We start from the raw sequence: 11657 nt of genomic DNA, 5'->3' as shown, positions 1-11657 counted from the left end.
ACCTACACTGCGACCAGTGAGACGAATTGGTTCAGCCTGAGCGATATGACCTATGATGCCAATGGGAATATCATGGCCCTGACAAGAAAAAATCAAAGGACATCAAGTACCTATGGTGATGTGGATGTATTGACTTATGGATATCAAGCTAACAGCAATAAGTTAACCCAGGTAACAGATGGAATGGGGGGCCAATCTTATACCTCTAAAGGCTTTATCGAGCGAAGTTCAAATGCCTATGCCTATGATGCCAATGGCAACCTGAAGACCAACCTGGACAAGCAGATCAGCAACATCACTTACAACCATTTGAATCTTCCGGTAGAAGTGAGTTTCAATACCGGAGCGAAGATCCGCTTTGCCTATGATGCAGAAGGTATCAAATTAACCCAGGAGGTATACAATACCAGCGGTGCTCTGACTAAGACGCAGGACTATGTTGGTGAGTTTGTATTTCAAAATGGTGCCCTAGATTACCTGATTCATGAAGAGGGAAAAGTTGCGGTCGAGTTGGGCACCTACCAATATGAGGTACTATCTTTCTAAACAGTATCCACCCGAGCAACTGCATATTTTTCAGCCTCCATTGACCAGCTAAGATTGCTTCAAAAACAAACTTATGAAAAGAGCGAGTCAACAAGAAATGGAGGCGATGGTAGCTTCCTTCAAATCCAGTGGTCTGACCCAACGTGACTTTTGTCTGCGGGAGAATATCAAGCTGCCCACCTTCTCCTACTGGTACCGAAAAGTAGGAGCTGGAGCTACGGCTGTCTCATCCGGTTTCACTGAAGTGAGCCCTTCTTTGCCTTCTGGCGATCTTGAGGTAGTCTATCCCAATGGTGTAAGGATTCGGGGGATCCAGGAATTAAAATTGGGTCGCGACAGCAGAAAACACCGCCTTTGGCGGGCTACGCTGGGACAGGCGCTGAATGCAGACCATACTTTCCTTCTGGCAACAGGGGCATGATGACCCCCTTGGGTTCTGATTCCGGAGTATGGCCTGTCCTGAATGTCGGGATTGCTCTTAATATTTAATGGTTTTAGCTTTTTAGTGGATTATTCAGGACTTTGTGGGAGGAGGTGGACCGAAAGCCAAAACGCTTGTGTCACATAAAAATCTATATACTCCTTGAGCTCCTCTGGGTGTAAAAGAAGGTTGATCTCTTAACTAGTTGTTGAAAACGGCTTATCCAACCTCATATGGATGGTTTGGCGGTTAAACATCTACCCCTTTGGCTCTGTGGAATAAATAAGCATGCCGGGGAGCCTTGGCCCTGTTGCTGAGACCAAAAGTGAAAATCTTATGAAGTAAGTTGACGATTTTGGAGATACCTCTTGGGTTTCTCAATGGTCCAAAAAGAAATCTATTGAAAAATTCAGGATGTTTTCTGTTCAATAATCGAATGGTCAGTTCTTTCCCCGATTTGTTGGTGGATTTTCTTCTTGAGCCTTTTCTGATTCTGTAGTAGAAACCAATCTGGGGAAGCTTGTGCACTTTTCCTCCTGATTTCAGGAGATTAATCCAAAACTCCCAATCCTCCCACCCCAAGCAAAAGCGGGGATCAAAACCTCCTGTTTTTTCCCAGTCTGACTTTCTGAACACGGCTGACATAAAAATCATGTTGTCTAAGGCCAGCTGTTGGAGTGAAAATGGCTTCAGTTTCCAGTATTCACACCTACTTCCGAATTTTTCAGCTTCACAATAGACGACTTTAAGATCAGGGTCAGTTTCCAACTTCTCTACAGCTTGGGAAATATAGTCTGGAGATATCTTGTCATCCGAGTCCAAAGGAAGGATATAGGTTCCGGCTGCCTGGTGAATACCTTGATTTCTGGCTATAGAAGGTCCCTGATTGCATTGGTGGAATACCTTGATTTTTTCCGGCCATCGTCGGGCCCAACTTTCAAGGATGGTTTTGGTCCGGTCAGTGGACCCATCATCCATCACCACAATTTCAAAATTGGGGTAAGAGGTGCCCAGTGCGGAAGTGAGGGTTTCTTCCAAAAAAGCAGAGGAGTTGTAGCTTGGGATTACAATGGATACTAATGGAAAATGATTCATTCTGCTAGCGTTTACGGTTCCTAAAAAAGTTTTTTCGACGGTAATTGAGATAGGAGAAATAACTTCTTGATCCCCACTTGAATTCATAAAAGAATCGTTCTTCCGTAGTGAGCATCAATTGTTCCCGATGTGACTTCAATTTTAGGGTTTGGCTTTCCAAATGATCTACCCGGGATTCAGTGACCAATGCGTGAAGGATTTTGTTTTTTTTAAGGGTATTCGCGTAGTCATTATCCGCATACCAAAACCTGAATCTTTCATCCAACAAGCCTGTCTTTTGAAGCATGCTTCGCCTGAAAAAAAGACACCATCCAGTCACCTGTTTCCTGATTTCATACCCCAAGTGTATCCCGCTATGGGGCTGAATTCCTCTTTCCCGGTGGTTGATTTCACAGATGGGAGAAGCACTGTCCAAATCCGGATACTTTTCCAGAGTTTTGAGGATAGCACTCGCCCACCCCTTGTGAAAAATCAGGTCATTATTGCAAAGACAGATAAATGGGGCTTTTCCATTTCTGATTCCCATATTCATGAAGCGGTTGTAATTGAAGCTCTTTCTGGGGAAAATAGTCCTGCAAAACGGATAGGTATAGGGGTCGGTATTCGCCGATTCAAAGACTTGAATCAAAAACCGGATTTTATTGAAATCCTCGGAGTCAAGCAGCGACTCAATGGCCTGTGAAGTCAGGTCACGCAGTTCGGGTGTCTGTGCGTTTGACAGGATAATGATGTCTAGTTCTTGCATGGATTTTATTGATTGTTTTTCGTCTGAAATTGAGTGCTTTCAGGTAAAAGGAGAGGACAGTGGCCCAAGGGTAGATGACGGCCATTTTGCTCAAGTGGCGTACACTTGTCAGCGGGCCATGATACATGATGTATTTGAAAAGTGCCCGTTTTCGGTTCTCATTTAGAATACTCAGAAATGTTTTTTCTGGGTCCGACAGAAATGGGCATTCAGAAATCCTTCGATTTAGCCAAGTCCTCAGATGCAACTCTCCATAGCGCATGGTCTGCGTCTGCTGGCTTACGCTGGTACGATGTACCCGAATGAGTGTGTAAGCATCCGGATTGTTGAGATAGTGGACTTTGGCACCTGCCAATACACATTGTAGCCAAAATTGCCAGTCCTCGGTATGGGATACATTTTCGGGGAACAGACCCGAATGGCTAAGGAGACTTTGGCGAAACATTGGGCTGCTGACCACAGCAAGGTTGTTTAGGATCAGTTGTTCCAAAGCATAAGCTCCTGTTCCTGAAAACCGAATCATCCAGTCCCTACCCAAAAACTCCTGATCGGGATAGCGAATTTCAGGTTGGCCATCCTCGAAATAATGGTTTTCGGTGTAACAAAGATCCACATCAGGGTGGTTTTTTAAGAAATCTACCTGAAGCTGAAGTTTGGATCCGCTGAGCAGATCATCTGCGTCCAGAAACTGAATAAATTCTCCATTGGCTTTCTTCAATCCAAGATTTCTAGCCGCTGAAACCCCAGAATTGGGCTGATAGAAATATTGAATTCTAGGCTCACGGGCCTGCCAATCCCTGACTGTTTCCATGGTTTGATCCGTGGAACCATCATCAATAACCAAGGCTTCCCAGTCCGAATAAGTTTGGGACAGAAGATTGGCCAAACATTCCTCCAAATACCTGCCATAGTTGAAACAGGGGATAATAATTGATACTTTCATAAGTAGGTGTAAAAAAAGGTTTTGGTCCTTAAGCCGATAGAATAGCGCAAGGCGAAAGTCACTTGAGCAAATCTGGAATAGGAGGGAATGCTCAGAATCAATTTTCTGTTTTTCCAGATTTCCCAGCCTAATGCAAAGCAGAAAAAGGAGGATGCTCTCATCTGGGCGAGTTCATTCATCTTTTTTGCCGAAGTACTGGGATTTGCAGCTTTTGCAAATCGGGCACATACTTCCAGCCATTGATTTTCCCGGGAAATCCTTTGTATTGCCCGATCCAATCCTCGAGTGCTTCTTTTTTTTCCGATTAGATCGGTATGATTGGATTGATGTTGCCTATAGTTCACCAAAGGCTCCGGACAAAAAGTAATTGAACCCATACTCAGGGCTACAAATGCCAGCCAGTGATCATAAAAGCCGGTATCTGGCATTGGCAGAGCAGTACTCAACAGGGTTTTTCTAAACAGCATGCTGTGTCCTGATATGCAATTGAAAAGGAGAAAAGGCTCCTGATCATTCCAGTTTTGCAGTCGAAACTTATCCGACATTCGGAAATCCATACTTTTTCCCTCCTCATCGATGAGTAGGGAATCGTGATAGGCGATTTGATGACCTCCAATGTATTGATACAACACTTCTAGTTTTTGGGGATGCCAGATATCATCTTGATCACAGGGAGCAATGAATTGCCCTTGGCAGTCCCGAAAAACTGCTTCAAAATTCTTTTGGAGTCCAAGTCTTTTCTGATTTTGGATCAAATGAATAAAGGAATACTTGCTTTGGAATTCATGGATGATGCTAAGAGTATCATCTTTGGACTGATCATCCCGGACTCGGATTTCAAGAGGACGATAGGATTGATGGACTAGAGATTCCAGCTGCTCTCGCAGGAATTCTGCTCCATTGTAGGTGCAAAGTCCAATGGAAATTAGGGGCAATTGCTTCATACTTTTTCCAGGCTTTGTTTCTCGATAAGTCTACAGTAGCTGCCTTCCTTAAACAGGAGTTCAAAATGAGTCCCCTGTTCGGTTATTTTTCCCTCTTCGAGTACCAGGATCTGATCGGCCTTTTGGATGGTACTCAGCCGGTGGGCAATCACCAGGGTAGTCCGGTTTACCATGAGTTTTTGTAAGGCATCCTGAACGAGGTGTTCCGATTCGGTATCCAATGCTGAGGTTGCCTCATCCAAAAGCAGAATGGGTGGATTTTGCAAGACGGCTCGGGCAATACATATCCGCTGACGTTGTCCTCCTGATAGTCTTGCTCCCCGGTCTCCGATTTGGGTTTGATATCCCTTTTCTGTGGCCAAAATAAATTCATGTGCATTGGCTATCCTTGCTGCTTCTTCTACTTCTTGGTCATTCGCGTCGGGCTTGCCAAAAGCAATGTTATTTCTGATACTATCATGGAAAAGTATGCTTTCCTGATTCACCATTCCGATGAGGGACCGAATGGACTCGGAAGAGATTTGTTGCAAGTCGATTCCGTCTATCGTGATCCTACCCAGGGTGGGGCTGTGGAATTTGGGGATGAAATCCATTAATGTAGATTTTCCACCGCCGGATGGACCGACCAAGGCAATGGTTTTTCCCTTGGGGATGGTGAAGCTTACTTCCCGGAGAATGGGCTTGGACTCGTAGGCAAATGTGACTTCTTCAAACTTGATTTCCCTGAAGAAATCAGGGAGTCGAATTTCGTGATGGTCTGTGCTTCGACTGGATTTTTCATCCAAGACTTCCAAGACCCGTTCCCCGGCAGCCAATCCTGCGTGGAGTGTGCTGAATGATTCAGTCATGGCTTTGGCCGGGCGCATGATTTGAGAGAAAACAGCGATATAGGTGATAAAAGCTGCTGCCGAAAGCCCTTCCTCTCCCAGTAAAACAAGCTCGCCTCCGTAAAGGACCAAAATGGTAACCATGACGACGCCGAGAAATTCGCTGGTCGGTGAGGCCAATTGCTGACGGTAAGCCATTCGTCTGCCCAGATCAGAAAATTCGAGATTTTCTAGGGCAAACTTTTCTTTGGCCCGGTCGCTCGCATTGAATGCCTTTATGACTCGGATACCTGACAAGGCCTCATCCAGATGGCTGATCATCATTCCGAATCGCTCTTGGGCTTCTTTGGCCTGGGCTTTGAGCCGGCTTACAATTTTGGCAATTGCCCAAGCAGATACAGGAATGACCAGAATGGCAAAAAGTGTGAGCTTAACCGATATGGAAAACAGGATGACCAGATAAGCTAGCAACTGAAGCGGTTCCTTAAACAAAACCTGAAGTGTACTGGTAACAGAATATTGTACTACCTGTACGTCAGAAGCGATTTTGGATAGGATATTTCCTTTTCGCTGAGCCGTAAAGTAGGCCAAATCCATATCAATTACATGGTTAAACAAGGAATTTCTCAGGTTCAGGAGCGTGTTTATCCTGAAGTTTTCCATGACTCTAAATGAAAAATATCGGAAAAGGTTACTTAAAAAAACCGATATCAAAATGGTGCCACAAATCCATTTCAATGCTTCCATCTGTCCAAACTGGCCTTGAATCCGATAGGCGCAATATTCCATCCAGCCCATGATATCTGTGGCAGATTCAGGCGGTGATGGGAGTATTCCCGAAGCATCCTTGAACAAGGCAGCCAAAAGTGGTGCAAGAAGGGCAAGATTTAAGGTGCTGAACACGGTAGCCAATCCCGTCAGGAAAAAGTAAGGTATGGCGTATTTTTCCACTGGCTTGGCAAAACCCAATAATCTCAAATAGGTATTCACATTTTTTGATTTAGGATTTCCAAATAATTTGTTGGGAGACCATCAACCGGTCAAACTCAGTCAATACTTGCCTCAGTGATCTTGAACCAGGTTTTTTTTGAAGCTGATGCCTCAGCTTGTTTCTGGATTGAGAAATTCCACTCTCGAGGGCGTTTAGCGCTTTAAAACTTTTCCAAATCCATGTTTTTCCGATAAGCAGCTTGGGCAATACATCCAGGAGAAGGGTTTGTGCTTTCCACCACCTCAAATCCTCCGTTTCCAGATGAATGGCATGAAATAGCATTCTATTCCGAAAGTAGACCGTTTTGACCCAGTCCTTTTGAATCTGCGTTTTCATAGTGGCTGATCCCAGATGATAGCAGTGGGACTGATCGTGGAAATAACATTTCCAACCCATCCTCCATGCGCGAATCCCCAAATCAAGATCTTCGGAATAAAAAGGGCTGAAAAGCTCATCAAAGCCCCCAAGTTCAATGAGTTTTTTTCGGTCGATCAGTGCATTTGCGCCGGAAAGGAACAGGGTAGGAGCCGTGCTTGACTCAGCGAATGGTAGGTATTGGAAGTCTGTCTTTAAATATTTCCCAATCCTGCGGGGAATCTTTGCTCCAATTTCAACTTTTGATCCATCCCGGTTGAGGATTTTCCCCATAACACCGAAAGTTTCAGGATTGGAAAAGTAAGGAAAAAGTCCCCTGAAATATTCAGGACTCAGCTTGATGTCGGAATTGAGGAGAAAAACAAGCTCATTGACCGATTCCTTAATACCCCGATTGCATGAAAACGAAAACCCCCGATTTTCCTCGTTTTTTAGAATTCGGATTTGAGGATAGTTTTGAGAAACAAATTCTACAGAATCGTCCTGAGAACAATCGTCTACTAATAGAAATTCATAGGTACACCCTGAATTTTCAAGGGCCTCAAATGTGAAAGGCAAATAGGATTTCAGGAGGTCCCGTCCGTTGAAATTGGGCAGGACCACGGATAAGGATGTGGTCAAAACAATAGTGGTCTAGTTTCCTAAAGGACGATTGGACCCTGCTTTTTCGCTACAGCATGACGGTAGAAGGAATGAAAAAAAAATCAGTACTCAGACAGGAGTTGATTGGAATCACTTCTGAATTGAGGATGTAGATCGGGAAGATTTCAAAAATAGGAGAGGGCAATTCGAAACATGGCACAGTCCTGACGGGAATGGGCTTGGGCTCATTAAATCCTTTCCAAAATCAATCTGGGACAGGCAGATCCATCCCAATCCAAATCCATCCGAACTGCAATCTTCAGGACCTCAAACCATGCTAAATAATGAAAGTGCCCGAGAAGCATTCGCGGCTAGATTGCAAAGTCGGGGAGGAAGAAAAAAACCGAAAAGAAACTCCTTGGGTATTGCTGGCATTTCTACGGATTCATGAGTAGAGTAATTTTGTCCTGACGGGAATGGAAATCATGACGCATTCGAAAACCGGAGGGTGAAGGATCGATTTGGATTTTCACCGCTGATGTTGGGTAAAGCCCCCCATTACTTTTTGCATCACCCGTACTTTTCCCCACCTTGGCAAAAGGGAAAGGGAGAAAGTCAGGAATTTTGTGAGGAAGCCCGGATAAACCGTCATTTTCTTGCCCAAAGCTTCCAATATCGGCAACGCGATTTCATTCGGATCCAGCGCCTGGTCCATGACCATATTAGCTTTTTGAGCAAAACCGCTTTTGACCGGTCCCGGACTTGCAGCCAATACATCCACCCGATAAGGCTTCATTTCGTGATGCATTCCCTCAGCGAGACTTTGGATGTAGGCTTTGGAAGCCGCATAGTGGGCAGCAAATGGAACACCCTGAAACGCGACAATCGAACTTAGCAAAACGATTCCTCCGGTTTTTTGCTGTGCAAACCTTTCGCCAAACTCCCGGCTCAACAGCAGGGAGGAAAGACAGTTTACCCGGATCATTTCCAGCTCGTCTTCCACCTTACTTTCCATAAATCGCCCCGAGGTTCCCATTCCGGCTGAGCAGATCAACAGGCCAATTCCCAAGGTTTTGGTCTCCTCGATGATTCTCCTGTTCTCCTCCAAGAGACTCAGGTCTGCTTGTAGGATTCGGGTTTTGGAGAAGAATTTCCCTTCGATTTCTTGACTCAATTCCATCAAGGCTTGTTGGTTTCGGCCGACTAATACCAGGTCAAGTCCGATTTTGGCCAATGCTAAACACATAGCTCTTCCAATCCCCGAACTGGCACCTGTCACCACCGCCCAAGGACCATATTTGCCTTGAAATATGATTTTTTCAGTGGGACTCATGATACACAGGGTTTGTGGATTGGCTTACTAATTGGTTTTTTTCTACTCTTTCTTTCAGAAGCAGGAGCCAGTCCTCATGCTGTCGGTGGAGTTTCTTGGGCTGAAATATTTTTTCCATCACAGTAAGCCATCCGTTTTGGCTTTCCGCAGTGATTACCCGACAGCCGTTTCCTGTCGGAATAATTTGCCAAATATGAAATCCTTGGATACTTTTTTTGCTCGATATCCAACTGAGGCGGGAATGGGGTTCAAATTCCTTCACTTGGGAGACAAAATTGATTCCCATGGTTTTCCAAGAAAATTTCGAATCCAACGCCAGCACCTGATCTTCTCCGATGAGTTTTACCTCCGTAGCCCCGTAGTACCAATCGGACCATGCCTCTGCCTGAATCAATTCCTTCCAGACTTCATGCGGACTTCCAGCAATTTCGATTTGATTTTCCACATAAAAAGAAGCCTCTTCGGGGGAAAACCCCGGAGGCCAAGTGTCCAGAGAGAGCGTTTGGGCAAGCGTGTGCCCTGAGTACAGGACAAAATAAAGCGAGGTGCTGAGCAAGAAAGATTTCATGGTGAGGTAAGTTTATGCCTTCAAAGCTAGATGTACCCTTCCCCTAAAAACGATAACATTTGTTTAGATTTTACCAGTCCGGGTTTGGTTTACCTCTCCTTTTTGAGCCGACTCAGATGAACAGGAGTAATCCCCAAGTAGGAGGCGATCATATGCTGCGGGACCCGCTGATGGATTTGTGGGAAAATGCTTTCCATCATTTCATACCGTTCCTTGGCTGTGCGGGAATAGGTGTTTTTCACCCGGTTGTCTTGATAGACGAAATAAAATTCAGCTACTTTTCTTCCAAACTTGTCTCCTTCTTTCATATGCTCGTATCCCCAATTGATGGCTTTTCGAGGCATGACTACCACCTCCATGGGTTCTAAGGCCTGAAGGGTGTAGATTCCGGGTTGATTCAGTAAAAAGCTGGAATAGTCCGCCACAAACTGATTTTCAGTGGCAAAGTGAACTGTGTGCTCGGTGCCTTTGGAGTCAGTGACGATGACTCTCAGGATTCCTTTGGCGATAAAAAATACATCCTGGGGGATTTTTCCTGGTAGACTGAGCGGTTCATACTTTTGGAAGGTTTGGGAATAGCACTTGGAAAAAAGCTCCTCCAACTCTTCATCCTCTGCCTTGATCAGCTCAAGAATAGCTGCTTTGAATCGGTCCCACATGGTCAATCTAAACCTCCAAGATAAGCATTCCGAGGCATAGTTTACTGATGAAAATTTATTTCGGTTCAAGGCACTAAGTCCATGGTTTTCCCCTTCATTCTATCTATGTTTCGGAATAATTCATTTTCTAGTTTACCTGCATGCGTCATTTGTCTTCCTTCTTTATTTTAGGTCTATTGACCTACATCTCCTTTCCTTCTCAGGCTCAGACCTACGAGGATAGCATACATGCTTATCAGCATAAACTGAACCTCAGTTTTGCTGACCCGGAGACTTCTCCCTTGCCTTTGGAAAAGATCAATGGGTTTGAGGGCTTACCCTTTTTTCATATTGATGAAAGCTATCGAATAGTGGCCCGATTGGAGATTTTGCCAGCTTCGGACCCCTTCCGGATGAGAACCAGCGACCGGAGTATGCGGGAGTTTGACCGATATGCTTTGGCCCATTTTGAATGGGAGGGAAAAGAGTACACGCTGACTGTTTATCAGAATACGGCCAATAGGTTTGAGCCAGGAGAAGAGAAGAGCCTGTTCCTACCCTTTACCGATCGGTCCAATTGGAATCAGACCTACGGTGGAGGACGCTATCTGGATTTGGAAATTCCCGAGGGAGAATACTTGGTGATTGACTTTAACAAGGCATACAATCCCTATTGCGCATACAGCAACCGCTATTCCTGTCCCATTCCCCCAAAGGAAAACGACTTGGGATTTGAGGTGTTGGCAGGGGTGAGGTATGAGAATTGATCCCGTCTTGCTCCGTTTATTTTCTGGTTTAAGGGCCTAGTTCATCAAGAGGTTTACTTTTTTCTAGTCCGCTTCAAATCATTTGAAAATTCTCAAAGTAAGCTTTCTATAGGCTTGATTTCCACCCTTTAGGGATTATCCCGAAGGGTCGTGGCCTTGACTTTTCATTACGGCATTGGGTCTAAGCCTTGGGATTATGCTAAATGTATTTCCCTAAAAATTTAATAACCAATCAACAATCCAGGTGCCTACCATTTGAAATCAGGTAAGGGTTAGCCTTAGTTCAAAACTGAATTCTTCAATAAAAAAAACCGATACATTCTCTGAGAGCAAAGCTTGATTCAGAATTGAATTGGGGTTGTAAGCTTCCCCGAAAATTGGGCCAGTCAAAAGTTTACTTTTCACCCGATAAGCGAAGGTAAGTGAATACTCCAAGCGGTTCAAGACCAAGGCGAGCGGTTGGCTTGGGCCAACCGGTCTTGAGCCGCTTTCCGCATTCACTTTTGCGCTGCTTAACGGTTGGAAAAGCAAAAGATATGTTCATGTTAGTTCTTCCAATAAGTCCACGGGAGTCCGATATCCAAGTGCCTCATGGGGCCTTTCCCGGTTATAATCTTCCATCCATTCCATCGCTTTTTCCCTTACCTCATCCAGAGAATTGAATACATTGGCGCTAAGCAGTTCTTTTCTGACCGATCCGTTACAGCGCTCTACATAGCCGTTTTGCATCGGTTTTCCCGGCTGGATAAAGACCATCTCAATGCCCTTCTCCCTACACCAGTGGTCCAACAGGCGGGAGATAAACTCAGGGCCATTGTCCACGCGGATCATTTTGGGGAGGCCCCGGACCAGCTCAAGAAACTCCAATACCCGGATCACCCG

Annotated in this window: 12 protein-coding genes and 1 pseudogene; 3 read left to right on the top strand and 10 right to left on the bottom strand. The window is 45.0% G+C overall.

The window, feature by feature from the left end:
- Nucleotides 1-546: pseudogene (locus AAA943_RS21665) on the top strand (hypothetical protein); the annotation flags it as partial.
- Between the two features lie 73 nt (nt 547-619).
- Nucleotides 620-967 carry an IS66 family insertion sequence element accessory protein TnpA gene (gene tnpA / locus AAA943_RS21660; protein ID WP_338226512.1) on the top strand — a complete coding sequence of 116 codons (348 nt, stop codon included), beginning with the start codon at nt 620-622 and terminating at the stop codon, nt 965-967.
- A 249-nt stretch (nt 968-1216) separates the two neighbouring features.
- On the opposite strand, the gene AAA943_RS21655 is transcribed toward tnpA, so the two are convergent.
- The 9 genes from AAA943_RS21655 to AAA943_RS21615 all read right to left on the bottom strand — a co-directional run bounded on the left by AAA943_RS21655 (nt 1217) and on the right by AAA943_RS21615 (nt 10029).
- Complete coding sequence (locus AAA943_RS21655) at nt 1217-2062, bottom strand: glycosyltransferase family 2 protein (protein ID WP_338226511.1); 846 nt, start codon at nt 2060-2062, stop codon at nt 1217-1219.
- A 4-nt stretch (nt 2063-2066) separates the two neighbouring features.
- Complete coding sequence (locus AAA943_RS21650; protein WP_338226510.1) at nt 2067-2807, bottom strand: glycosyltransferase family 2 protein; 741 nt, start codon at nt 2805-2807, stop codon at nt 2067-2069.
- The gene (locus AAA943_RS21645) at nt 2752-3750 is read right to left on the bottom strand and encodes a glycosyltransferase family 2 protein (RefSeq protein WP_338226509.1); all 999 of its coding nucleotides are present in this window, start codon (nt 3748-3750) and stop codon (nt 2752-2754) included. The genes AAA943_RS21650 and AAA943_RS21645 overlap by 56 nt, the downstream gene beginning before the upstream one ends.
- Nucleotides 3747-4694, bottom strand: coding sequence for a glycosyltransferase (locus tag AAA943_RS21640; RefSeq protein WP_338226508.1), 948 nt, complete (start codon nt 4692-4694; stop codon nt 3747-3749). Before AAA943_RS21640 ends, AAA943_RS21645 begins: the two co-directional genes overlap by 4 nt.
- The gene (locus tag AAA943_RS21635) at nt 4691-6511 is read right to left on the bottom strand and encodes an ABC transporter ATP-binding protein (RefSeq protein WP_338226507.1); all 1821 of its coding nucleotides are present in this window, start codon (nt 6509-6511) and stop codon (nt 4691-4693) included. Before AAA943_RS21635 ends, AAA943_RS21640 begins: the two co-directional genes overlap by 4 nt.
- Before the next feature lie 10 nt (nt 6512-6521).
- Nucleotides 6522-7508, bottom strand: coding sequence for a glycosyltransferase family 2 protein (locus AAA943_RS21630; RefSeq protein WP_338226506.1), 987 nt, complete (start codon nt 7506-7508; stop codon nt 6522-6524).
- 490 nt (nt 7509-7998) lie between these two features.
- Nucleotides 7999-8802 carry an SDR family NAD(P)-dependent oxidoreductase gene (locus tag AAA943_RS21625; RefSeq protein WP_338226505.1) on the bottom strand — a complete coding sequence of 268 codons (804 nt, stop codon included), beginning with the start codon at nt 8800-8802 and terminating at the stop codon, nt 7999-8001.
- Nucleotides 8789-9370, bottom strand: coding sequence for an SRPBCC family protein (locus AAA943_RS21620; protein WP_338226504.1), 582 nt, complete (start codon nt 9368-9370; stop codon nt 8789-8791). The genes AAA943_RS21625 and AAA943_RS21620 overlap by 14 nt, the downstream gene beginning before the upstream one ends.
- 89 nt (nt 9371-9459) lie before the next feature.
- A complete protein-coding gene (locus AAA943_RS21615; RefSeq protein WP_338226503.1) occupies nt 9460-10029 on the bottom strand; it encodes a Crp/Fnr family transcriptional regulator in 570 nt (189 codons plus the stop codon).
- 140 nt (nt 10030-10169) lie between these two features.
- On the opposite strand from AAA943_RS21615, the gene AAA943_RS21610 reads away from it, so the two are divergent.
- Nucleotides 10170-10775 (top strand): DUF1684 domain-containing protein, encoded by a 606-nt coding sequence (locus tag AAA943_RS21610; protein WP_338226501.1) that lies wholly within the window; start codon nt 10170-10172, stop codon nt 10773-10775.
- A gap of 540 nt (nt 10776-11315) precedes the next feature.
- On the opposite strand, the gene AAA943_RS21605 is transcribed toward AAA943_RS21610, so the two are convergent.
- Nucleotides 11316-11657, bottom strand: a 342-nt coding sequence (locus AAA943_RS21605; protein WP_338226500.1) for an integrase core domain-containing protein, incomplete at its 5' end; no start/stop codon positions are given.

Origin of the sequence: Algoriphagus confluentis, from assembly GCF_036245625.1 — a bacterium.
GTDB lineage: Bacteria > Bacteroidota > Bacteroidia > Cytophagales > Cyclobacteriaceae > Algoriphagus > Algoriphagus confluentis.
This window is presented reverse-complemented; position numbering and strand designations above follow the sequence as displayed.

Coding starts and splice junctions, on each gene's coding strand:
- AAA943_RS21645 (WP_338226509.1), bottom strand. CDS start 3,750: ATGAAAGTATCAATTATTATCCCCTGTTTCAACTATGGCAGGTATTTG.
- AAA943_RS21625 (WP_338226505.1), bottom strand. CDS start 8,802: ATGAGTCCCACTGAAAAAATCATATTTCAAGGCAAATATGGTCCTTGG.
- AAA943_RS21655 (WP_338226511.1), bottom strand. CDS start 2,062: ATGAATCATTTTCCATTAGTATCCATTGTAATCCCAAGCTACAACTCC.
- AAA943_RS21620 (WP_338226504.1), bottom strand. CDS start 9,370: ATGAAATCTTTCTTGCTCAGCACCTCGCTTTATTTTGTCCTGTACTCA.
- AAA943_RS21650 (WP_338226510.1), bottom strand. CDS start 2,807: ATGCAAGAACTAGACATCATTATCCTGTCAAACGCACAGACACCCGAA.
- AAA943_RS21610 (WP_338226501.1), top strand. CDS start 10,170: ATGCGTCATTTGTCTTCCTTCTTTATTTTAGGTCTATTGACCTACATC.
- tnpA (WP_338226512.1), top strand. CDS start 620: ATGAAAAGAGCGAGTCAACAAGAAATGGAGGCGATGGTAGCTTCCTTC.
- AAA943_RS21640 (WP_338226508.1), bottom strand. CDS start 4,694: ATGAAGCAATTGCCCCTAATTTCCATTGGACTTTGCACCTACAATGGA.
- AAA943_RS21615 (WP_338226503.1), bottom strand. CDS start 10,029: ATGTGGGACCGATTCAAAGCAGCTATTCTTGAGCTGATCAAGGCAGAG.